This is a genomic window from Vibrio sp. 99-8-1 (assembly GCF_013114595.1).
Lineage (GTDB): Bacteria > Pseudomonadota > Gammaproteobacteria > Enterobacterales > Vibrionaceae > Vibrio.
In genome coordinates this window covers 1-22,705 of the sequence record NZ_VTXE01000054.1, presented here as the reverse complement: position 1 = coordinate 22,705, position 22,705 = coordinate 1, and the positions used below count along the sequence as shown (strand labels likewise).

General features: G+C 39.9%; 18 protein-coding genes and 1 pseudogene. 7 read left to right on the top strand and 12 right to left on the bottom strand.

Annotated features, from left to right (window positions below; genetic code table 11):
- Positions 1–82: 82 nt before the first annotated feature.
- Entirely contained in the window at positions 83–982 is a 900-nt protein-coding gene (oxyR, locus tag F0227_RS20850) for a DNA-binding transcriptional regulator OxyR (protein ID WP_171755184.1), read from the bottom strand.
- Between the two features lie 160 nt (positions 983–1,142).
- On the opposite strand from oxyR, the gene F0227_RS20845 reads away from it, so the two are divergent.
- The 3 genes from F0227_RS20845 (at position 1,143) to F0227_RS20835 (ending at position 4,879) form a co-directional block, all read left to right on the top strand.
- A complete protein-coding gene (locus F0227_RS20845) occupies positions 1,143–1,871 on the top strand; it encodes a glutathione peroxidase (RefSeq protein WP_171755183.1) in 729 nt (242 codons plus the stop codon).
- A gap of 92 nt (positions 1,872–1,963) precedes the next feature.
- Positions 1,964–3,415 (top strand): dihydrolipoyl dehydrogenase, encoded by a 1,452-nt coding sequence (locus F0227_RS20840; RefSeq protein WP_171755182.1) that lies wholly within the window; start codon positions 1,964–1,966, stop codon positions 3,413–3,415.
- 126 nt (positions 3,416–3,541) lie between these two features.
- A complete protein-coding gene (locus F0227_RS20835; RefSeq protein ID WP_171755181.1) occupies positions 3,542–4,879 on the top strand; it encodes an MATE family efflux transporter in 1,338 nt (445 codons plus the stop codon).
- A 47-nt stretch (positions 4,880–4,926) separates the two neighbouring features.
- Here the strand turns inward: F0227_RS20835 and cysE are convergent, their stop codons facing one another.
- From cysE to F0227_RS20815, 4 genes are all read right to left on the bottom strand, one after another.
- Positions 4,927–5,748 (bottom strand): serine O-acetyltransferase, encoded by an 822-nt coding sequence (gene cysE, locus F0227_RS20830; protein WP_171755180.1) that lies wholly within the window; start codon positions 5,746–5,748, stop codon positions 4,927–4,929.
- A 40-nt stretch (positions 5,749–5,788) separates the two neighbouring features.
- Entirely contained in the window at positions 5,789–6,823 is a 1,035-nt protein-coding gene (gpsA, locus tag F0227_RS20825; protein ID WP_171755179.1) for an NAD(P)H-dependent glycerol-3-phosphate dehydrogenase, read from the bottom strand.
- A 100-nt stretch (positions 6,824–6,923) separates the two neighbouring features.
- Entirely contained in the window at positions 6,924–7,388 is a 465-nt protein-coding gene (gene secB / locus F0227_RS20820) for a protein-export chaperone SecB (RefSeq protein WP_171755178.1), read from the bottom strand.
- Positions 7,389–7,562: 174 nt separating this feature from the next.
- Positions 7,563–7,997, bottom strand: a complete 435-nt coding sequence (locus F0227_RS20815) for a rhodanese-like domain-containing protein (RefSeq protein ID WP_171755177.1) — start codon at positions 7,995–7,997, stop codon at positions 7,563–7,565.
- A 593-nt stretch (positions 7,998–8,590) separates the two neighbouring features.
- Between F0227_RS20815 and gpmM the strand changes: the two genes are divergently transcribed.
- Together gpmM and F0227_RS20805 are read left to right on the top strand one after the other, a co-directional pair.
- Positions 8,591–10,123 (top strand): 2,3-bisphosphoglycerate-independent phosphoglycerate mutase, encoded by a 1,533-nt coding sequence (gpmM, locus tag F0227_RS20810; protein ID WP_171755176.1) that lies wholly within the window; start codon positions 8,591–8,593, stop codon positions 10,121–10,123.
- 145 nt (positions 10,124–10,268) lie between these two features.
- Complete coding sequence (locus F0227_RS20805; RefSeq protein WP_171755175.1) at positions 10,269–11,405, top strand: murein hydrolase activator EnvC; 1,137 nt, start codon at positions 10,269–10,271, stop codon at positions 11,403–11,405.
- Here the strand turns inward: F0227_RS20805 and F0227_RS20800 are convergent.
- Complete coding sequence (locus F0227_RS20800) at positions 11,394–12,395, bottom strand: DHH family phosphoesterase (RefSeq protein WP_171755174.1); 1,002 nt, start codon at positions 12,393–12,395, stop codon at positions 11,394–11,396. The two genes, F0227_RS20805 and F0227_RS20800, sit on opposite strands and share 12 nt — an antisense overlap.
- Positions 12,396–12,420: 25 nt before the next feature.
- Positions 12,421–13,056 (bottom strand): TetR/AcrR family transcriptional regulator, encoded by a 636-nt coding sequence (locus tag F0227_RS20795; protein ID WP_171755173.1) that lies wholly within the window; start codon positions 13,054–13,056, stop codon positions 12,421–12,423.
- 191 nt (positions 13,057–13,247) lie between these two features.
- On the opposite strand from F0227_RS20795, the gene F0227_RS20790 reads away from it, so the two are divergent.
- A complete protein-coding gene (locus F0227_RS20790; protein WP_171755172.1) occupies positions 13,248–14,630 on the top strand; it encodes a phosphomannomutase CpsG in 1,383 nt (460 codons plus the stop codon).
- Between the two features lie 89 nt (positions 14,631–14,719).
- On the opposite strand, the gene F0227_RS20785 is transcribed toward F0227_RS20790, so the two are convergent.
- The gene (locus F0227_RS20785) at positions 14,720–15,886 is read right to left on the bottom strand and encodes a nucleotide sugar dehydrogenase (protein ID WP_171755171.1); all 1,167 of its coding nucleotides are present in this window, start codon (positions 15,884–15,886) and stop codon (positions 14,720–14,722) included.
- A gap of 52 nt (positions 15,887–15,938) precedes the next feature.
- A complete protein-coding gene (locus F0227_RS20780; protein ID WP_171755170.1) occupies positions 15,939–17,864 on the bottom strand; it encodes a nucleoside-diphosphate sugar epimerase/dehydratase in 1,926 nt (641 codons plus the stop codon).
- A gap of 691 nt (positions 17,865–18,555) precedes the next feature.
- Between F0227_RS20780 and wecA the strand changes: the two genes are divergently transcribed.
- Positions 18,556–19,623 carry a UDP-N-acetylglucosamine--undecaprenyl-phosphate N-acetylglucosaminephosphotransferase gene (wecA, locus tag F0227_RS20775; protein WP_171755169.1) on the top strand — a complete coding sequence of 356 codons (1,068 nt, stop codon included), beginning with the start codon at positions 18,556–18,558 and terminating at the stop codon, positions 19,621–19,623.
- Here wecA and F0227_RS20770 read toward each other — a convergent pair.
- The 3 genes and pseudogenes from F0227_RS20770 to F0227_RS21995 all read right to left on the bottom strand — a co-directional run.
- Positions 19,616–20,359, bottom strand: coding sequence for a glycosyltransferase family 2 protein (locus F0227_RS20770; protein ID WP_171755168.1), 744 nt, complete (start codon positions 20,357–20,359; stop codon positions 19,616–19,618). The two genes, wecA and F0227_RS20770, sit on opposite strands and share 8 nt — an antisense overlap.
- Before the next feature lie 11 nt (positions 20,360–20,370).
- Complete coding sequence (locus F0227_RS20765; protein ID WP_171755167.1) at positions 20,371–21,417, bottom strand: glycosyltransferase family 4 protein; 1,047 nt, start codon at positions 21,415–21,417, stop codon at positions 20,371–20,373.
- Between the two features lie 157 nt (positions 21,418–21,574).
- A pseudogene (locus tag F0227_RS21995) lies at positions 21,575–22,617 on the bottom strand (IS3 family transposase); the annotation flags it as partial.
- Positions 22,618–22,705 lie beyond the last annotated feature (88 nt).

The following is a 22,705-nucleotide window of genomic DNA, read 5'->3' as shown; positions in this document are numbered from 1 at the left end:
TAGATGGGAAATTAATCTGGGCTGAAAAGAATCTAGCCCAGATATAATCTGACAGGCACCAACAAAGTGGGTAACTGTCAGATCAGGTCTGAGCTAGTACAGTTAAATATCCAGAAACCGCTTTAGCCAATGTTTCAAACCGATTTCGTAATGGAGAACCGGGTCGATAAGCCAAAACAATTTTTCGGGAAGGAACAGGATCCTTCGCTTTCAAGTAACAAACCCCATCCTGAACTCGATTTTCTGGCACGGATAATTGAGGCAATAAGGTAATACCTCCCCCCGCCGCGACCATATTGCGCAAAGTCTCTAAACTCGTCGCTTTAAACCGTTCATCATCTTTTGCTCCTGCTGCAAAGCAGAACCCCAGAGCTTGATCTCTAAGACAATGGCCATCACCTAAAGCTAAAATGGTTTTCCCATCCAGTTGACTCATTGCTAATGTCTCTTCCGTTGCCCACTCGTGATCACAAGGAACAGCAACATATAGAGGTTCATCATACAGGTCGAGCTCAATAAAAGGTTCTGTCTCTGCCACTTGAGCCAATATAAGACAATCTAACCGTCCCTCTTCAAGCTGTTTCACTAACTGATGGGTTTGAGCTTCATGCAAAAATAGATCGAGTTCCGGAAAGTCTTCTTTTAGATGAGAGACTATTTTCGGCAATAAATAGGGACCCACAGTAGGAATGAACCCAATATGTAATGGACCACTCATCTCTTTCCCTTGCAAACTCGCCATATCAGTAAAAGTTTTCACTTCAGACAAAATTCTTTTCGCTTGATCAACCAGCTGCAATCCTGCTTCGGTAAACAAAACTCTTCGGCTACTTCGCTCTAATAATGCCGTCCCCAGCTCATCCTCAAGTTTGCGAATCTGTCCGCTCAAAGTAGGTTGACTGACATAACAGGCCTCAGCAGCTTTTCGAAAATGTTTATGCTCCGCCAATGCCACTAAGTACTCAAAATCTCTAATATTCATCACGTGTCACATAAATAGCTATTACCTATCGTTACTATAGTATTAAACGATTAGAACTATCAATTGTTTTTGTTGATAATGACTACATCGAAACGGAGAACATCACTCCAACAGCAATTAACATTACGTCCACTACGTTACTCATTTAAGGAAACAGATTATGTTTACATCAAAAGAAGGCCAAGCCATTCCTCAGGTTACTTTCCCTACTCGTCAAGGTGATGCATGGGTAAATGTAACCACAGATGAACTTTTCAAAGATAAAACCGTTATTGTATTTAGCTTACCAGGTGCATTTACACCAACCTGTTCATCAAGTCACTTACCACGTTACAACGAACTTCATCCTGTATTTAAAGCGCATGGTGTTGACGATATTTTATGTGTTTCCGTTAATGACACGTTCGTGATGAATGCTTGGAAAGATGACCAAGAAGCAGAGAACATTACCTTTATTCCAGATGGCAATGGTGAGTTTACTGAAGGTATGGGCCTCTTAGTTGACAAAAAAGAATTAGGTTTTGGTAAACGCTCATGGCGCTACAGCATGCTAGTAAAAGATGGCGTGGTAGAAAAAATGTTTATTGAACCAAATGAGCCAGGCGACCCGTTCAAAGTTTCTGACGCTGACACCATGCTTAAGCACGTAGCACCAGATTACAAAACACAAGAATCCATTACATTGTTTACTAAACCAGGCTGTCCTTTCTGTGCTAAAGCGAAACAAAATCTGCAAGATCACGGTCTTCAGTATGAAGAAGTAGTTTTAGGTAAAGATGCTACTACCGTTAGCCTTCGTGCAATTACCGGCAAAACATCGGTACCACAAGTATTTATTGGTGGACAACACATAGGTGGAAGTGAAGAGCTAGAAACATTTTTAGGTTAAAGAGCAACAAATAACCTCTAGCTCGGGGCCAGTCCCCAAATTGTTTATTAATTTGGGGACTGGCCCCGTTGTATTTAAAAGAGAGTATTGCAATGAAAGAATTACATGTAGACGTAGCGATTATTGGTGGTGGTACTGCCGGACTTGGCGCTTATCGAGCCGCTAAAGCTCATAGCGATAGTGTTGTGATGATTGAAGGAGGCCCATTTGGCACGACCTGCGCACGAGTTGGTTGTATGCCTTCTAAATTGCTTATTGCAGCAGCAGAAAGTGTACACCAAATTGAGAAAGCTCCTAGTTTTGGTATTCATCCTCAAGGAGAAGTAGTCATCAACGGCCAAGAAGTCATGGCACGAATCAAAAGTGAACGAGATCGCTTTGTTGGCTTCGTACTTGAAGGCGTTGATGAAATTGCTGCAGAAGACAAGATCATTGGCTACGCGAAGTTCATTGATGACCATACTCTTATGGTAGATGACCACACGACTATACAAGCCAAACGCATTGTCATTGCTACGGGCTCTCGTCCAGCTTACCCAGCGGTTTGGAATGAGTTAGGCGATCGACTAATTATTAATGATGATGTTTTTGAGTGGGATGACCTACCAGAATCAGTCGCGGTATTTGGCCCCGGTGTCATTGGTTTAGAATTAGGCCAAGCACTTCATCGTTTAGGTGTAAAAGTGAAACTATTCGGTGTCGGTGGCCAAGTGGGTCCTTTAACAGACCGCGACATTATGAATTACGCAGAAAAAACCTTTAGCGATGAGTTTTATCTTGATGCCGATGTAAAAGTTGAGAGCATGAAACGAGTTGGCGATAAAGTAGAAATTCTCTTTATCAATAAACAAGGTGAGCAAGAATCATTCATAACTGACTATGTTTTAGCCGCTACGGGTCGACGTCCAAACACTGACAAGCTCGATATAGAAAACACATCTATAGCACTTGATGAAAGAGACGTTCCAACAGCAGATCACTTTACTCTGCAAACATCGGTCAGTTCGATTTTTATTGCAGGAGATGCCAGCAACCAAATTCCACTGTTGCACGAAGCTGCAGACCAAGGAAGAATTGCTGGAGATAATGCCGGTCGCTACCCTGATATTCGAGCAGGATTACGACGTTCAACTATCTCTGCAGTATTTTCCGACCCACAAATCGCTATGGTCGGAGAAACCCACAAACAGATCACTCAAAGGTTAGGGAACTGTGGTTGTTTTGAAGTTGGAGAAGTCTCATTTGAGGGACAAGGCCGCTCTAGAGTAATGTTAAGAAACAAAGGTCTATTGCATGTTTATGGCGAACAAGGAACCGGACGTTTCTTAGGGGCAGAAATGATTGGTCCTAATGCAGAACATCTAGCACATTTACTGGCTTGGGCACACCAAAATCAGATGACGATTAGTGACATGCTAGATATGCCATTTTATCATCCTGTGATTGAAGAGGGGGTTCGCACCGCACTGCGTGACTTAAACGCTAAACTGCACCTTGGCCCTGAAATGATCAAACACTGTTTAGATTGTGGCCCCGGCTGTTAATAGAAATCTCATACATTACCATCCACTAAATTGAGGAGATCGCTATCTCCTCAATTTTTATTTTTCATTCTTAACTCTGCCAAGATCAGGTATCCTAACCAACCAGATATTAAAGACATAGATGCGATGCAAGATAAGCACGGCCTGCTAACGGGTCATATCCCTCAAGTTTTACGTAACATGACCATTCCAATGGTATTTGGCATGGTCGCAATACTTATGTTTAATCTGGTGGATACTTTTTTTGTCTCACTTCTTGGTACCGATGCACTTGCTGCCATCAGCTTCACTTTTCCTGTTACATATGCGGTAAATTGTATCACTATGGGCATAGGCATTGGTCTTTCAACCTGTATTGCTCGCCTTCTAGGGCAACGTAACACCCAACACGCTGCGCATTTTACTACTCATGGATTACTGCTCGCGATATTACTGATTAGCGCAACGTCATTTGTCGGCCTATTTACAATAGAACCACTTTTCTCAACGCTAGGAGCAGAAGCAAAACTGCTCCCTCTTATTCATGATTATATGTTTATTTGGTACCTGACTATCCCGCTACTTGTTATCCCAATGGCCGGAAATAGTGCCATTCGTGCAACGGGAGATACCAAAACACCCGCCAAGATCATGATGTTTGCAGGCTTGGTTAACGGGGCTTTAGACCCTCTACTGATTTTCGGCTTAGGACCTTTTCCTGAACTAGGAATAAAAGGAGCGGCCATTGCCAGCGGGTTAAGTTGGTTAGCAGCTTTATGTTGCTCTTTGTACCTGCTGATCAAACGCGAAAGACTGCTCGGTTGGCCTGATTTATCCACTCTACTTCCCGATTGGAGGCAGGTTTTAAAAATTGGCACCCCTGCCGGATTCTCTAATGCTATGAATCCACTATCTGGCGCTGTGTTAATGATGATTTTGGCCTCACATGGTACGACAGCAGTGGCTGCATATGGTGCAGCTCAACGAATAGAGTCTCTTTTGCTGTTGGTTGTTATGTCCTTAACGTCAGCATTAACGCCATTTATGGCTCAAAATCTTGGTGCAGAAAACCCAGAGCGAAGCTTCAAGGCACTCTTTCTATCGATGCGATTTTCGGTAGTATTTCAGTTAATCATATTCGCCATGATGGTGCCGTTAAGCATTCCCATCGCCGCACTATTTGGTCAGGAACAGTCGGTAAATGATCTCATTTGGCTTTACCTAATTATCGTGCCCTTTAGTTATGGTTTTCAGGGCATCATAATGCTACTCGTGAGCAGCCTTAACGCAATGCATAAACCCGTCACCGCTTTTTACTGGAACTTTATGCGGCTATTTGTATATACGCTTCCACTCGCTTGGTTAGGAAGTTGGCTATACGGTATTGAAGGGCTTTTTGCGGGTATTACTATGGGGAATATTGTCGGTGGTGTGATGGGGTATCTATACGCGTTAAAACTTAGAAAAGAAGCATTAGTAAGTTAATCCCCAAATGCTTACACAAACAGTTTGGGGAATCTTATTACGGTTGATTAAATACCACCACCATCAACATACGCATCTGATTTGCCATTAAAGGCTTGATCCATATCTTCTGACGGTTTATCGGTTTTTGGTACGCCTACAATTTTAGCAGGGACACCCGCAACCGTGGTATGTTCTGGTACCGCTTGCAATACCACTGAGCCTGAGCCAATTTTCGCTCCCACACCAACTTCGATGTTACCCAGTATTTTCGAACCCGCGCCGATCATCACCCCTTCTCTGATCTTAGGATGTCGATCACCGCCTTCTTTACCTGTACCGCCCAAAGTTACGTTCTGTAGAATAGAAACATCGTCTTCCACTACAGCAGTTTCACCAATAACAATACCTGTCGCATGATCGAGCATAATCCCCCGGCCTATTCGAGCGGCTGGATGAGCATCAACCTGACACGCTACCGAAATCTGGTTTTGCAGATAAGTCGCTAATGCGTAGCGACCCTGTTTCCAGAGCGAGTTTGCCACGCGGTAGCCTTGAAGTGCATGAAAACCTTTTAAATACAGTAACGGTGTCGAATAGAGTGAAACCGCAGGATCTCGACTCACTGTCGCGCAGATATCACACGCCGCTGATTCTGTAATGTCTGAATCTGCGTCAAAGGCGGCTTCAACCACTTCTCGTACTGCCATGGCAGGCATAGATGCGGTTTTAAGCTTATTCGCTAGAATATAGCTTAGTGATGCCGCCAAGCTATCATGATTAATGATGGTAGCGTGATAAAAGCTGGCCAGCATGGGTTCTTGCTCTGACTGCTCTCGTGCTTCTTCTATGATCGTCTGCCACACATTACACGGCTTACAATGTTTCATTTAATACAAATCCCTATCTAACTTGAAACGAGTGTTGTACTCACCCTTCCGCTTTTTTATCTCTCGCTAACAAACTCTGTGCCGCGAGACGAGCATCTTTTTGTTGATAAAGCACTTGATAGATCTGCTCAACAATGGGCATCTCAACCCCTACTCGTTTAGCCAATAACCACACTTCTTTGGTATTGCGATAACCTTCCACAACTTGACCAATTTCAGTTTGAGCACTGTCAACATCTTTGCCTTCACCTAATGCTAGACCAAAACGTCGATTTCGCGATTGGTTATCAGTACAGGTAAGAACTAAATCACCCAAGCCAGCCATGCCCATAAAGGTTTCTTGCTGAGCGCCAAGAGCGATGCCCAATCGTGTCATCTCAGCAAGGCCGCGAGTAATCAACGCGGTACGAGCATTAGCACCAAAACCAATACCATCTGACATACCTGCGCCAATAGCAATCACATTTTTTACCGCGCCACCAAGTTGCATGCCGGTAAAGTCGCTATTTGCGTATACTCGAAACGTCTTACTGCAGTGTATCTTCTCCTGCAGATCTTCAACAAATTCTTGGTCAGGCGAAGCAACAGAAATGGCCGTTGGCATTCCAGATGCCAGTTCTTTAGCAAATGTCGGCCCAGAAATCACCGCAAGAGAGTTATTGTTGCCTATCACTTCATGAGCCACTTCTTCGAGTAGACGTCCGGTTTCAGGCTCTAATCCTTTCGTCGCCCAGCAGATACGAGTCTCTTCGGTAAGGAAAGGTGCAATACTTTTTAGTACCACAGCAAACACATGGCTGGGTACCACGACTAGTAAATCTCGACAAGCTTGAACGGCTTTTTCTAGATCTGATTCAATTATCAAGCTTTCAGGAAATTCAATGCCCGGTAAAAACTCATTGTTGCTACGATCCGCTTCTAGACGCTGCATATGGTCGACTTCATGCCCCCACAAAACAACATTAGCCCCATTTCGAGCAAGTGCTATAGCTAACGCTGTTCCATAAGAACCAGCACCAATAACCGTCATTGCGATCTCTTTTCCATAGGCGTTTTGCAAACTAGTCATACTCATATCCGGTAGATAAAAAAAGTGCACATTACAAATCAGTTCTGTGCACTTTATCAATTGCTTCTGTTTTCTTAAAGCCTTGCGGCATTAGAACTGACGTAAATTATGCGTCAGTTTCTTCTTGCTGTGCTTGGTTTTGAAGGTAGTTCATAAACAGAGCATCAAAGTTCACTGGCGCTAGGTTTAGTTGAGGGAAAGTACCTTTAACCACTAGGCTTGAAATAGTTTCACGTGCGTACGGGAACAAGATGTTTGGACAGAATGCACCTAAGCAATGAGCAAGTTGACCGGCTTCCATCTGTTCAGCAGTGAAGATACCACCTTGCTGAACTTCACAAAGAAACGCTGTATCTTCTGCATTCTTAACCGTAACAGTCAAGCGAAGAACCACTTCATAAACACCTTCGCCTAGTTCACGACTTTGAGTATCAAGATCCAACTTAACATCAGGGTTCCACTCTTTTTGGAACATGTCTGGTGAATTTGGAGCTTCAAACGATACATCTTTTAGAAAAATACGTTGGATTGTAAAGTTCTGTTGGTTGTCTTGTGGTGCTGCTTCAGCCATTTTAAAATTCCTTAAATTGTAAATCTGTTGATTATCGTGGCGCTGAACTGAATGTACCTATTAAATAGCCAGTACAGTTAAATCTATCTGCTCTATTTCTATTCAATCAATGAACACTATTCAGTAGCTTGACACTATTTAGTCGCTCAGCACGACTCAGCGCAGATGAATTTGTTATTTTTTACCACGAATAAGTGGCATTTTTGCCTCGCTCCAAGAAACAAGACCGCCTTTCAAAACAAATACCTGTTCATATCCTGCTTTGGCTAGCAAATTGGCACTCTCTTGAGCGGTAGTACCTGTTTTACATATCACAGTTATTGGGCTTGCTTTGTATTTTTCAAGGCTTGGAACAGAGCCTGATTTAATGTCAGATGGCAAAACGTGAACTGAGCCAGTAATGTGGCCTTGTTTAAACTCATCTTTAGTTCGAATATCAACCACAACACCTTCATCTTTATTAATGAACTGTGTTAGCTCCGCAGGGGAAACTTCTTTATAAGCGGCAGTCGCTGACTTAATAAAGCTCATAACAATAGCAACAACCAAACCGGCCCAAACTAAAGCTAAGATCATGTTGTTCTGGATAAAATCTATGTATTCCTGCATGTTTTGCACTCTTGCAATATTTATATACCCACAGTGTTAAAGTTATTACCAGTCACAGATAAACACCTTCTTAACAGTAACAAAATTCTTGTCATTACTAAGGGGCGTCTATACCACTTCTAGTGTGTTCACTTCAAATTCACAGGGTATAGCGATAAAAATTAAAGCGTGAGTATAACCTTGTGAGGTAGAAAATTCGACATTGAGAACAGAAATAAAGCGGGATTGCTTCATAAATTCTACCTAGGTCATCTATGCAATAACTGAAACCCCAATACTTTGTCACTTCTTTCTCGACTGTTTGAAGCAAATCGCAACTTGCTTATTGAGAATTATTCGCAATAATATCTAGATAAGAAAAAAGATGGTTGCGTTATTCAACGACGTCATATCAAAGGTTTAAAAATGAGTTCACCCGCCATCGAGAGTCTTAGATAGCCGTTCCTTGCGGTATATGAGTAACGCTTTTTGAAAATTAGTAACAACAGATAGCCACTATTATTTGATCTAAGGCTACAGTTTTGTGCTAAAAATGTAGTAAAGTTACGTTAGTTTAATTTTTAAATTACTTTAAATTTAATGAGGTCATATCTATGTCTGCTAAGAAGCCAATGGCTCTAGTGATTCTTGACGGTTGGGGATATCGTGAAGACAACGCAAGCAACGCAATCAATAACGCAAAAACACCGGTAATGGATGCATTATTTGCCAATCAACCAAATACGCTTATCTCTGCGTCTGGTCTGGATGTTGGTTTGCCAGATGGGCAAATGGGTAACTCTGAGGTAGGCCACACCAATATTGGTGCTGGACGTGTTGTTTATCAAGATCTAACTCGTATTACCAAATCTATTGCTGATGGCGAATTCGAGCAGAATGAAACCTTAGTCAATGCCATTGATAAAGCCGTAAAAGCAGAAAAAGCCGTTCATATTATGGGGCTAATGTCTCCTGGCGGTGTACATAGCCACGAAGACCACATTTATGCCGCCATTGAGATGGCAGCAAATCGCGGTGCAGAAAAAATCTATCTTCACTGTTTCCTTGATGGACGTGATACTCCCCCTCGCAGTGCAGAAGGCTCGCTAACTCGCTTTACCAAGCTTTTTGACACATTAGGTAAAGGTCGCATAGCCTCGCTTGTTGGCCGTTACTATGCGATGGATCGAGACAATAACTGGGATCGCGTTGAAAAAGCGTACGATCTTTTAACTCAAGCTAACGCTGATTTTACCTATGACTCAGCTGTAGCAGGCTTAGAAGCCGCTTACGCACGCGATGAAAACGATGAGTTTGTTAAACCAACCGTATTGCAAACCGCGGATCAAGAGTCTGCAGCAATTGTAGACGGTGATGCGGTTATCTTTATGAACTATCGAGCTGACCGTGCTCGTGAGATCACTCGCGCATTTGTTCCTGAATTTGATGGTTTTGAGCGCACTGTCTTCCCAAGCATCGATTTTGTTATGCTGACACAGTACGCAGCAAACATTCCTCTGCTTTGTGCATTCCCACCAGCATCGTTAGAAAATACCTACGGTGAGTGGCTATCTAAAGCGGGAAAAACACAACTTCGTATCTCGGAAACAGAGAAATACGCGCATGTTACTTTCTTCTTCAACGGTGGTGTCGAAACCGAATTTGCAGGAGAAGAGCGTAGCCTAGTTGCTTCACCAAAAGTTGCAACTTACGACCTTCAGCCTGAGATGAGCTCAGAAGAGCTGACTGAAAAACTGGTTGCAGCTATCAAGTCAGGCAAATACGACACCATTATTTGTAACTACCCGAACCCTGATATGGTTGGTCATACTGGTGTTTATGAAGCAGCAGAACAAGCCATTGAAGCCATTGATGCTTGTGTAGCAAAAGTTGTTGATGCGATCAATGAAGTGGATGGTCAACTGCTGATCACTGCCGATCACGGTAATGCTGAAATGATGGTCGACCCTGAGACGGGCGGAACACATACAGCGCATACTAACTTACCAGTGCCACTTATTTACGTGGGCAGTAAAGATGTTGAATTTAAGTCTGGTGGTAAATTATCTGACTTAGCCCCAACAATGCTAAGCTTAACCGCGATGGATATCCCGACAGAAATGACGGGCGAAGTACTGGTTAAATAATACTTCTATCCTTGAATCGCAAAATTTGGGCCTGACTCTACATTAATCTAGAGCAGGCCCAATTTTATAACCAAATACTTTTGGGTCTACGCCTTTCTTATTGTAATCTATCGGTTCACTTTCCATTTTGCTGATATTCTTAAATATGACTTTGCGTACTTCTCACAATTTCCTCCAGATCTGTATCGCAACTTCCGTCCTATTGACGAGCCTCTCTGTTAGCATTTCAAGCTATGCCAATCAGGATGAACTTAAAGGGGTGAAAAGTGAAATTTCTCGCCAACAAACGTCCGTATCCAAACAGCAAAAAGAGCTCAATACATTACAGCAATCATTAAAAAAGCAAGAGCTGTCTATTTCATCCCTTGGACGGGAAATTAAACAAACACAAAGTAAATTACAAAGTGCCAACAAAAACCTTGCTCAATTCAATCAACAAAAATCGTCCCTAGAGCAGAAGAAGCAGCAGCAAGAGCAAACATTAGCAGAGCTCATCAAAACCTATTACATCATCAAGCAAAATAACGATATCAATAGCCTGATGAATCACCAACAAACTGAAGAACAAGATAGAATCAGTCAATACTTTCAGCACTTGGCAAAAGCAAGAGCTGAAGCCATCCGACAACTTGATGCCACCAGCAAACAGTTAAACGAAAAAAACCAACAGCTCTTACAAAAGCAGCAGCAGATTAAAAACCTGTTAACCCAACAGACGCAAAAGCGAGACCAGCTTGCTCGTTCACAGAAACAGCGTAAGGGCACAGTAAGCAAGATCCAGAACAATATCTCTAGTGACAAACATTATTTAGCGGAACTTCAACGCAATGAGATACGATTAAAATCAGAAATAGCAAAAGCCGCCAAGCGTAATACCATCCCAATGGACGGGCTCGCAAAACAGAGAGGTAAACTACCATGGCCTCTTCACGGTAAAGTTCTTCATAATTACGGTACCAGACAGAGTGGCCAAGTTAACTGGAAAGGAATGGTCATCAATGCCAATTATGAGCAGCCTGTAAAAGCGGTTTATTCTGGTACTGTGGTATTTGCCGATTACTTAAGAGGCTACGGCCTTGTTGTTTTGCTTGATCACGGCAAAGGCGATATGACTCTATACGGCTTTAATCAGACCTTGTTGAAAGGCGAAGGGGACAAAATTAAAGCCGGAGAAGTGATTGCTTTAGCAGGAGACACGGGAGGCCAATCTCAGTCGTCGCTCTATTTTGAGATACGACGAAACAGTAAGACACAAAACCCGAAAAGCTGGTTAACTCGTTAATTTGCCCCATTTGACTTCAATTGCATTGATAAGCTTCTCAACCTCACTTTTTGCTAACACATTGATGCCGGCGGCGGCTTCTCTTCCTCCTCCGCTCACGAACTGACTGCACACTTCACTCGCACCATACTTGTTGTTAAGCGGCGCACGTAGCGATACCGTATAACTGCTATCTTCATTTTCCGTTAACACCGCATGCGCCTGCTTTAGGCTCTCATTGGCGAGCATATTGCCAAACACACCACTTATTCGCCTTGAAGCAACACCTTGCTTTAATTTATATAATCGCAGACAGTGGCTTTGATAACTTGGTTGAGGAGTAAACTCTTTTCCTGAGAAAGCATTATCGGTCATCAACGCTTGTCTCATATCTTGCTGAAACGCTTGTTTTAGCTTGTGATACGGAGAGTTTTTGTCTGTTATCGCTTGGAAAGGAGAACGGTATTGTTTTAATAGTGAATATAAATCGGCAGGATGATAATGAAGCTCTTCTATATTGGCACCATAACCGTTGTAGTTAATGAGAGTTCCCAACTCTTTAAGCTGTTCACTCTCTTCTCTCGATAAACCGGATGAACCTGATAAAGCATCCGCTTTTGTTATCATATTATCGCCATAAGCAGCAGTAATTGCCCACAAGCGGTATTGGCCAGCCAGCAGGTGATCAATGATCAATGCCGTACACGTATCAGCATTCAAATCGATATGCGCATTCAGGTTTTTGTATTTCGGAATTTCTCCCGATAGATGATGATCGGCATAAAAAACATCAGCACCACCATCTAATACTTTCTCTAAAGCGACACTATTTTTCGCCATTGAAATATCAAGAATGGTAAGAGAGTCAGCTTTATCTAATGGAACTTGCTTAACCAACTCAATATCTCTTTTAATTCCAGTAATCAAAACCGATTCTATGGGGTTAGCAAGCCTAAGTTGAAGCAGCGAGATGATGCCATCGGCATCACCATTAAAAATGTCATAGTGCATAATAGGGTATTAAAACAGCTCCATGTTAAGCGTTCATCGCTTTAATTCCATCTTCTAACAACTGAATTTGTTCTCTACCCATTGCTGTGGTGTGTGGTTTTACAATGGATATCATCTGTAATACACCTTGATGGATGATGCTCTCTGTAATATCTGTTTTTACCGACATAGCAGACTGATAACCAAGCCAACTAGAAGCCACCAAATGCAAACATGTTACTAGAGGTTTCACTTCACTCTGTTCTACATTAAGCAATTTCAGATCGATAAATGAGCTAAATATTCGATTCAAGTTAGTTTGCAGTTTATCTTGAACCGCAAGATAGCGATCATGCAGAATTTCATCTCGTTGCAGAATTTCTGGCAAATTGGCGTAAAAAAAGCGGTATTTCCACATAAGAGTAAAGATCGAATCTAAATACCGTCTTAATAAAACTAAACTCTCTTCATGAGTCTCTACAGGCGCAAACCGTTCTAAAAGCTCTTTGGAGTAACAATCAAAGATGTCTCTAACAATCTCTTGTTTATTGCGAAAATGGTAATAGAGATTACCAGGACTAATTTCAATATAAGCGGCAATATGGTTGGTGGTTATGTTTCGTTCGCCTTGCTCATTGAATAGCTCAAGGGCAGAAGACACAATTCTTTCTCTGGTTTTCATTATTGTTATTCCATCGTTCTCATTACAGCAAGTATAAGCGCAAAATATTGATTCTTAAAACTTCTCAATAAGGAAAGTCGTTTTCATCCGCATTAAGCTCCGTTTTTAAAACGAGATCAAAATGGTCGAATTAGCATTATGGTTAAAGTATAATTCACCAAAACCGGTTTTGGTTGTTTGGAGATATTTCGATGAAAACACTTACTTGCTTTAAATCTTATGATATTCGCGGAGAGCTTGGCTCTGAACTAGACAATGATATTGCTTACCGTATAGGCAGAGCATTTGGTCAATATATTCAGCCTAAGACAGTGGTGGTTGGGGGCGATATTAGACTTACCTCCGAAGAGCTTAAAATGGCAGTAGCAGAAGGCCTTATGGATTCTGGTGTTGATGTCATCGATATCGGAATGACAGGCACAGAAGAGATCTATTTTGCCACCAAGTATCTTAAAGTCGATGGAGGCATAGAAGTCACTGCCAGCCACAATCCCAAAAATTATAATGGCATGAAGTTAGTACGCGAAGATGCCAAGCCAATAAGTGGCGATACCGGTTTAAAAGAGATTCAACGTTTAGCGGAATTAAATGAGTTTACCGATATAAAGCAACGTGGCCGTTATAACCAACAATCGAACTTAAACGCTTACGTTGAGCACCTAATGAGCTATATTCAAGCCGATAACATTGCGCCACTTAAACTGGTGGTCAATGCTGGCAATGGCGCCGCTGGACACGTTATAGACGCGATAGAAAAGCAGTTTATCCAACACAGTATTCCTATTGAATTTATTAAAGTTCATCACTTACCAGATGGCAACTTCCCCAATGGAATACCCAACCCACTGCTTCCAGAGTGCCGCAAAGATACCTCCGATGCTGTAATCAAATCGGCAGCCGATATGGGTATTGCTTGGGATGGCGATTTTGACCGCTGCTTCCTGTTTGACGAAAAAGGCAACTTTGTTGAGGGTTACTACATTGTTGGCTTATTAGCGGAAGCTTTTTTACAGAAAAACCAAGGGGCAAAGATCATCCATGATCCTCGTTTAAGCTGGAACACGATTGATCTTGTGGAGAAAAATGGTGGTGAAGCCATTATGTCCAAAACTGGGCACGCTTTTATTAAAGAGCGTATGCGTAAAGAGGACGCCGTTTATGGTGGAGAGATGAGTGCCCATCACTATTTCAAAGATTTTGCCTACTGCGATTCCGGCATGATCCCGTGGTTATTGGTGGCGGAGTTATTATCTATAAAGAAAACTAGCCTATCAACGATGTTAAAACAGCGCATTGAATGCTACCCCTCTTCAGACGAGATCAACTCCGTATTACAAAATCCATCCGATGCAATTGAAAAAGTTCGTCATCACTACCAACAAGCGGCTATCGCTATTGATGAAACTGACGGGATAAGCATGGCCTTTTCAGACAATGAGGGAGAGTGGCGTTTTAACTTACGTAGCTCTAATACAGAACCAGTTGTTCGGCTCAATGTGGAATCTAAAGGTAATAAACTGCTGATGGAGCAGAAAACGGTTGAGGTTTTGGCTATGTTGCGCAGTGAAGTGTAGTAACAACTATGACTTAGTCTAAAACATAAAAAAGAGGTCTTTCTAAATAGGAAAGGCCTCTCTCAATAATTCGTATATCTAACTAGTAATCAATCAGAACCAAATAGATCACGAGTATATACTTTCTCTTCAACGTCCCGAATTTCATCCACCATCCGGTTAGAAACAATAACATCTGACATAGCCTTAAACTCAGCTAAGTCACTAATTACTTTAGAATGAAAAAAGTGCTGGTCTTGAAGTACCGGTTCATACACCACCACTTCAATACCCTTCGCTTTCAATCTTTTCATGATTCCTTGGATAGAAGAGGCTCTAAAATTATCAGAACCTGATTTCATGATTAAACGATAGACGCCTACAACTTTAGGCTGGCGTTTAATTATCGAATCGGCAATAAAGTCTTTACGGGTTCTATTGGCATCGACTATCGCACCAATAATATTGTTAGGCACTTCTTGATAATTAGCTAACAACTGTTTGGTATCTTTCGGTAAACAGTAGCCACCATAACCAAATGATGGATTGTTATAATGCCCACCAATTCTAGGATCTAAGCCAACACCCTCGATAATTTGACGAGAGTCTAAACCGTGAGCTTCAGCATAGGAGTCCAGCTCATTAAAATACGCCACTCGCATCGCCAAATAAGTATTCGAGAACAGCTTCACAGCCTCAGCTTCTGTTGAGTCAGTAAATAAAACGTCAATATCTGTCTTCTCAGCGCCTTCAACAAGAAGATCGGCAAACACTTGAGCTCTTTCACTTCGTTCACCAACAATAATACGAGAGGGATGTAGATTATCGTATAACGCTTGTCCTTCACGAAGAAACTCAGGAGAAAAAATCAAATTATGACAGTTTAAGTTCTGTTTAATACGCTCTGTGTAGCCTACGGGTACTGTCGATTTTATCACCATCACAGCATCAGGATTGAACTCAAGCACATCTTTAATCACTGACTCTACCGATGAAGTATTGAAGTAATTAGTTTCTGGGTCATAGTCCGTTGGAGTAGCAATGACTACATAATCAGCGTTTTCATAAGCCAACTCTTTATCTAACGTCGCTGTAAAGTTTAGCTCTTTTTGAGTTAAAAACGCTTCAATTTCAGCATCGACTATTGGGGATTTTTTATTGTTTAGCTGTTTTACTTTTTCCTCAATAATATCAATGGCAACAACTTCATGGTTCTGTGCCAACAACATTGCGTTAGACAGGCCTACATAGCCTGTACCTGCGATTGCGATTTTCATATTTAATCCAAAGAAGTTCTAATTCGATAAGTCAGACAATAAGTTATCAATATCATTCCACATTAGGTACGATATTCTTACCATTTTCTTGCCAAACCAAGTCTCCAATATCATCAACAGGAGTAAAACCTGCAGGTGCATCAATCAGCAACTGACGGATTTTTTCATGTTCAAAATTGTGGCAAGCTCGATCAAGATCATCTATTAATTGTTTATATTCATCCAGAGGAAGATAAGATTCATTTGCGGTCATAATTCGTTGATGGGCGGTTTGCTTAACATCATCACCTATAAGTAACTCTTCAAACAACTTCTCTCCCGGCCTTAACCCTGAAAATTTAATTTCGATATCACCATACTCATGCTCATCATCTTTAACTTCCAAACCCGACAAATTAATCAAGTTTCTCGCTAAATCGACTATTTTTACAGGCTCACCCATATCAAGCACAAACACATCACCACCTTTCCCCATAGCCCCAGCTTGAATCACAAGTTGAGCAGCCTCAGGAATAGTCATAAAGTATCGAATAATATCTGGGTGAGTTACGGTTATTGGACCACCAGATGCAATCTGTTTTTTAAAAAGAGGGATAACTGAGCCAGAAGAACCGAGTACATTACCAAAACGTACCATACAAAATCGAGTTCCAGAAACTTTATTATTCTCTTCAGCGGCTAATGCCTGTAACCCAAGTTCAGCCAATCGTTTAGTGGTCCCCATGACATTGGTCGGTCTAACCGCTTTATCTGTAGAAATAAGTACAAATGATTCAACCTTTGCCTCAATCGCGGCTCTAGCAGTATAAAAAGTACCGAAAACATTGTTGCGTACTCCTTCTACCACATTATGCTCAACCAGCGGAACATGTTTATAGGCTGCAGCATGATAGACCGTCTGAACGTTAAACGCCTTCATCGTAGCAGAAAGCCTATTTATGCGTTGTACAGAACCAAGCAGGGGTGCGATTTCGATATCTAATGATTGAGACTCAACAAGTAAACGCAACTCTCTATCGATTTGATACAGACCAAATTCAGACAATTCAAATAAAACTAAGGTTTTAGGTTTCTGTTGAACAATTTGCCGACAAAGTTCAGAGCCAATTGATCCACCAGCGCCGGTGACCATAACCACTTTATCTTTGATATTGGCTTCCATTAAAGATTGTTGAGGAGCAACAGGATCTCTTCCCAATAGATCGTCTATCGCCACATCTTTAAGTTCATCAATATTAGCCTTTCCTGACACAATATCACCCATATCAGGAATAGTAAGTACCTCAGCTGGTAAGTGAACCAAGGTATCAAGTATCTGTTTTCGTCGTTCTCTTGAGACGCTAGGAATAGCTAATAGTATTTGATTAATACTCTGTTTACTCACTAGTTGTGTCGCAGACTCTACCGTATGAACTTGCAATCCAAGGATAACCGTATTTTCTAATGTTCTGTCTTCATCAATAAAACCAACAACACGATGTGTCTCTGAAGAACGCAATGCTAATGCCAGCTGTCTACCCGCAGCACCTGCACCATAAATCAGCACTTTATTTTTGTATTTTGAATAAGCTAGAGAGAACAATGTTAGAACTATCAAGCGAGAACCACTGCATAGTAAACAAAGATAAACTCCATAAATAAATGGTACAGAACGTGGAACTGGTACATCAAGGTAATAGGCTAACCACCCTACTAAAACTGCAGAAACCAGTGTACCTATACAGACAATCAAGAGGACATGAAAAGTCAAGTATCTTAAAATCGCACGATATAATCCCAGCCTAGAAAAAGTAAAAAGAGTAACAACTAAGGTAGCAGCAATAACATATACAACATTAGAGTAACTAATTAAATCAATGTCGCCAGCTTGAGTCCAGTAAGCGGCACTAAGTGATATAAAAATAAAAACTGCATCTATTATCAAATAGATTATACGTTTATATAATCTAGGTAAGCTAAATATACTATCGAGTGCCATAAAATAGCCTTACAAATCTAAGTGCATGATTCCATTGAACATCCTTTCAAATCAAGTAAAATCCCTAGCTAAATTAAAACATTGGATTGTATAGCTTTGCTTTATGGTCACTCGAAAAATCCATTTTCTATCAATTTAAACTATGATGTGATTATTACTACTACATCAAAAATCTTAGCTAATTCGCTAAATCAACATTGTTTACCTTAGACATTAATCATCAAACCTATCATAACACCTTGAGAGCTAGAAAGCATAGCAGATAATACTCGAATTCTCCTTATCAAGCCTCAAAACTTATTGACGTTTAACAGTTATTCTTTCGCTATTTACTCACTAAAACCGCTATCAATTTCAAACATCTGTTCTGGTCAAGCTATGGTTATTTTTGCTAAAATCATAACTTACATCAATTACAAGACAACTTCTCCATTATGATGAACAGTGAAAAATTTTGGCCATCGATCCGTTCTTGCTCAACATACAGGTCATTTTGAAGTTTGCTCTACTAACGCAGCTCTTTGCTTTAAATGTGGTGACAAAATAGCTAATAAGTTCTATATTTTACTGAAATTACATCATTACAATTTGTAAAATCACCAAAGTTTTAACATATATAAATAGATAGACTAATGATGTAAGAGCATAATGATTATCAATAACTTTTCAAATTCCGCTAATAGGCTTAACCGTGTTAATACCATTTGTTGATTTATCGTTCCTTTTCTTTTTTTCTTTAGCTACAATTTTTATTATGCGAAAGTTTGCCAAAAAAATTGGTCTAGTCGATAAACCTAGCGCTCGAAAACTACACAGTGGTTCGGTTCCTTTAGTGGGAGGGATATCTATCTGTATTTCTATATTATACTTTCTTTTCAACAACCCTGATATACTCCCAAATACTCCTTTATTTTCTACATGTTTATTGATACTTGTTGGAATTGGAGCTTTAGATGATAAGTTTGATCTCAGCTTTAAGCTAAGAATTGCAATACAAGCAGCCCTTTCTGTAGCTATGATGATACTAGGTGGCATTGAATTAAATACTATTGGAGACATTTTAGGTACAGGAGAAATTATTACTTTAGGCTGGTTTGGCTATTTTGTCACCGTACTAGCAGTTATTGGATCCATTAATGCATTTAACATGGTTGATGGCATAGATGGACTCCTCGGCGGCTTATCAATAGTAACTATTAGTGGGTTAGGTATAATGCTAGCTCATGACGGCCAATATAATATTGCATATTTTTGCTTGATCATGGTTGTAATTATTTTACCCTATATCCTTCTCAATTTAGGTGCCTTTGGTAGAAAAAGAAAAGTTTTTATGGGGGATGCTGGAAGTATGCTTATAGGTTTTACAGTCATTTGGTTACTGTTAGTATCTAGTCAAAACGGCACTACTCCCCCATTAAGACCCGTAACAGCTTTATGGCTTATTGCAGTTCCTCTCATAGATATGATTACGATTATGATAAGACGAGTTCGCAGAGGAGATTCACCTTTTCGACCAGATCGTGAACATTTACATCACATTTTTCAAAAGGTGGGACTTAGTTCAGTCCAGACGCTAATTTCAATATGCTTACTAGCATCTGTTTTTGCTTTTATCGGCATTTACTCCGAAATATCAGGTTTTCCAGAGCACTTGATGTTTTACCTATTTATATTGTGTTTTGGAGTTTATCTAACAATAGTCCATAATATATACATCATTAGAAATATTATATGCAATATAAAAAATAAATTTATTTAGACAAAAGAAATCTAATCATACTAGAAATATGCCAAAAAAAATGTCGAGAAAATAACTTTCTATTCGAGTGTTGGCCTAGGTGACGTGCTTTTATATTTGGTAAGTAAACTACTGGCACTCCCAATTTATTACTTCTATAACAAATATCAATATCTTCACAATACATAAAATAGTTCTCGTTAAAGCCATTTAACAGAGAATAATGACACGACTTGAATACTAGAAATGAACCTGCAGCCCAATCAACATCCACAGGTTTTTTAATGGAACTTTTATCAATTAGTGTTTCATTACCTAGCTTAAAATACGAAAGAACAAAATCTTTCAGTCGAGGAAATTTTCGTATTGAATTATCATATTCTTTAAATAACTCATCTTTATACAAATTAATTGCCGCTAGGTTAGGAGACAACGATTTAATAATCAACAACAACTCATTTAACATATCCGAATAAACTACCACATCAGGATTAATAACTATGAAATAATCTTTACTTTCCATATTAAGATAGGATTTACAATAATCAAAAATTAAATTATTATTCCTTCCGAACCCTGAGTAATACTGTTCATCAATCCAATGGAAATTATCGAATCCAATATAGTTTAAAAACTCATCACCTTCTTTGTTGCTCTTTATAATTAAAACGAAATCATCCGATAGTTCATTAAGCAACCCTAGCTCATTAATCAACTCACCATGACCATGTGAAACCATAGATAAAAATATTTTCATACTTACACTCATCAATTACTAACTAGTTGGATATATGTTTTAAAATAATTATTAGCCATAATTTCACTAGTAAGACAGTTACGATACTTCTGATTAAGATTATATTTATATTTCTCTGGGCTACTCATAACTTTATTTATTGCATTCCTAATCGAATCTTCTTCATCTAAATTAAAAAACGACACTTCATTCTCACTAAAAACCTCTACTGTGACGTCAATACGCGAACATATACAAGGCAAATTCAAAGATGCTGCTTCAAGTAGAGCTAGAGGAAAACCTTCAGCCCTAGAGGGCAACACAAAAGCATCAGAGGAGAGCAATATATTTTCAACATTTTCTGTGAAACCATGAAAGACTACTCGTTCGTCTACACCAAGCACGGAAGCAATCGCCTGCAAATACTTCTTTTCTTTGCCATCACCGATTATATGGAATACAACATTAGGTATAGCTGGAAGAGCAAAAATAATTTGCTCTACCCCCTTTCTCTGAGTTAATAAACAAGCAGTTACTATATTAAAGTAGGTACTAGACATACTAACAGAAGATACATTACGTAAGTCTTTTTTTGCAAAGCTTCTCCCATTAAATACTATACTTGAACGTGTATTATTGAAAAGATGTTTATACTTATAATAGTTTTTCATTGACTGAGAAAGATATATAAGATGATCATGCTGACTCAATCCAACTCTCCACAAAAGCGAAGCTAAAAAAGCTTTCAACTTAGAATTATAATCATAAGTCAAATTAACGTAGTCTTTTTGATGCAATGTAGATAATGAAACAAACTTATAGCGGTTAAATAGTTTCATTCTACATACGTAAAGATCAGGCTTTAGCATATGAGAATGAACTAAGTCAAAATAACCTAAATCCACATTATCCCAAAAAGAAATTTTTTGAGTTATACATGGAAAGCTAAGAGTACAATCACTTACTTCATCGAAATAATAAACCTTAAATTCAATATGGATGTTTGACTTCAATAAATTAACTATTATGTCGTACGCTACTTGATTTGGCCCTTTCTTAGCTAAAGACGGTAAAATCATGCAAACCTTCATAAAAAACCTATATTTTAAGTATGTACAAACTTATCTAGAACAAAAATTCACTCTAAATAACAAATTATAAAGTATTGATTATCAAAAATCATACCTTTTTACTATAACTATAGCTAAAAGAAACAAATGGTAAGACCTCAGAACTCTAAGCACTTTCAAGTTTCTGAAAATACTGTCTATCATACTCATTTGGTGACAGCCCACCATTAGTACCATGGTTCCTCTTTGGGTTGTAGAAGCATTCAATGTAGTCGAAAACTTCAGATCATGCTTCATCGCGGGTCTTGTATATCTTTCTCTTTACTCGGTCTTTTTCCAATAAAGAGAAAAAACTCTCGGCAACAGCATTATCATGACAATTTCCCTTTCGACTCATGCTAATTTCCATGTTGTGTTCTTTGACGAAACTACTCCAGTCACTCGAAGTATATTGAACACCGTGATCAGAGTGAGTTAGTACTTTATTATTTGGACACCTTCGCCAAATCACCATCAAAAGCGCATCTATAACAAGATCCGTTTTCAGGCTACTTTTCATCGTCCAGCCAATCACTTTTCTTGAGAAAAGATCAATAACTACAGTGAGGTAAAGCCGGCCTTCGTAAGTACGTATATAAGTGAAGTCTGTTACCCAACGAAGATCTGGCTTATCGACCAAAAACTCTCGTTCTAAAACATTGGGCGCTGCCAAATTAACTTTCCCTGAATTAAACCTCTTATGCCTTTTATAGCCGCGTATGGCCTTAATGTTGGCTGATTTCATTAGTCTGTAAACTCGATTTTTGGCACAGACTTGTCCGTCGCTTTTCATATCAATTGTTAGATTTCTATAACCATATACACATCCGCTTTCTAACCAGAACTGCTTGATTTTTCCTAGTAAGCGCTTATCTTCACTGGCTCGAGCACTAAGTGGTTGTCGACGCTAGGCATAAAACCCACTACGCTCAATACCAAGGGGGTCACATACTACCGTGATTGGATATCCTTGAAGCCGTTCAATTATGAACCTGTACTTTTCTTTGACTCCCTGCAAAAGTACACCGCGGCTTCCTTTAAAATGTCCCTCTCCATAGTTACTCGTTTGAGCTCAGCTTTCAGTTTATGTAATTCAGCACTTTGGTTGTCTTCTTGCTTGCGCCGAATTTCTGGTTTGTCGTATTTTTTGATCCAATTGTAAACATCCCTTCTTTAGTGGCACTCAAAATTAGAGTTTTTCCTTTGTTGTGATTTAGCCAAATATTCCCATGGCGTTAGGTCGCCCAGTGAATCATGT

Excerpts from the sequence above, each read along its gene's own strand:
- gpsA (WP_171755179.1), bottom strand. The coding sequence starts at position 6,823 with ATGAGTATGACTAGTTTGCAAAACGCCTATGGAAAAGAGATCGCAATG.
- F0227_RS20840 (WP_171755182.1), top strand. The coding sequence starts at position 1,964 with ATGAAAGAATTACATGTAGACGTAGCGATTATTGGTGGTGGTACTGCC.
- gpmM (WP_171755176.1), top strand. The coding sequence starts at position 8,591 with ATGTCTGCTAAGAAGCCAATGGCTCTAGTGATTCTTGACGGTTGGGGA.
- cysE (WP_171755180.1), bottom strand. The coding sequence starts at position 5,748 with ATGAAACATTGTAAGCCGTGTAATGTGTGGCAGACGATCATAGAAGAA.
- F0227_RS20805 (WP_171755175.1), top strand. The coding sequence starts at position 10,269 with ATGACTTTGCGTACTTCTCACAATTTCCTCCAGATCTGTATCGCAACT.
- F0227_RS20765 (WP_171755167.1), bottom strand. The coding sequence starts at position 21,417 with ATGATTTTACCGTCTTTAGCTAAGAAAGGGCCAAATCAAGTAGCGTAC.
- F0227_RS20780 (WP_171755170.1), bottom strand. The coding sequence starts at position 17,864 with ATGGCACTCGATAGTATATTTAGCTTACCTAGATTATATAAACGTATA.
- F0227_RS20790 (WP_171755172.1), top strand. The coding sequence starts at position 13,248 with ATGAAAACACTTACTTGCTTTAAATCTTATGATATTCGCGGAGAGCTT.
- F0227_RS20815 (WP_171755177.1), bottom strand. The coding sequence starts at position 7,997 with ATGCAGGAATACATAGATTTTATCCAGAACAACATGATCTTAGCTTTA.
- secB (WP_171755178.1), bottom strand. The coding sequence starts at position 7,388 with ATGGCTGAAGCAGCACCACAAGACAACCAACAGAACTTTACAATCCAA.
- F0227_RS20835 (WP_171755181.1), top strand. The coding sequence starts at position 3,542 with ATGCAAGATAAGCACGGCCTGCTAACGGGTCATATCCCTCAAGTTTTA.
- F0227_RS20845 (WP_171755183.1), top strand. The coding sequence starts at position 1,143 with ATGTTTACATCAAAAGAAGGCCAAGCCATTCCTCAGGTTACTTTCCCT.
- F0227_RS20795 (WP_171755173.1), bottom strand. The coding sequence starts at position 13,056 with ATGAAAACCAGAGAAAGAATTGTGTCTTCTGCCCTTGAGCTATTCAAT.
- F0227_RS20770 (WP_171755168.1), bottom strand. The coding sequence starts at position 20,359 with ATGAAAATATTTTTATCTATGGTTTCACATGGTCATGGTGAGTTGATT.
- F0227_RS20800 (WP_171755174.1), bottom strand. The coding sequence starts at position 12,395 with ATGCACTATGACATTTTTAATGGTGATGCCGATGGCATCATCTCGCTG.
- F0227_RS20785 (WP_171755171.1), bottom strand. The coding sequence starts at position 15,886 with ATGAAAATCGCAATCGCAGGTACAGGCTATGTAGGCCTGTCTAACGCA.
- oxyR (WP_171755184.1), bottom strand. The coding sequence starts at position 982 with ATGAATATTAGAGATTTTGAGTACTTAGTGGCATTGGCGGAGCATAAA.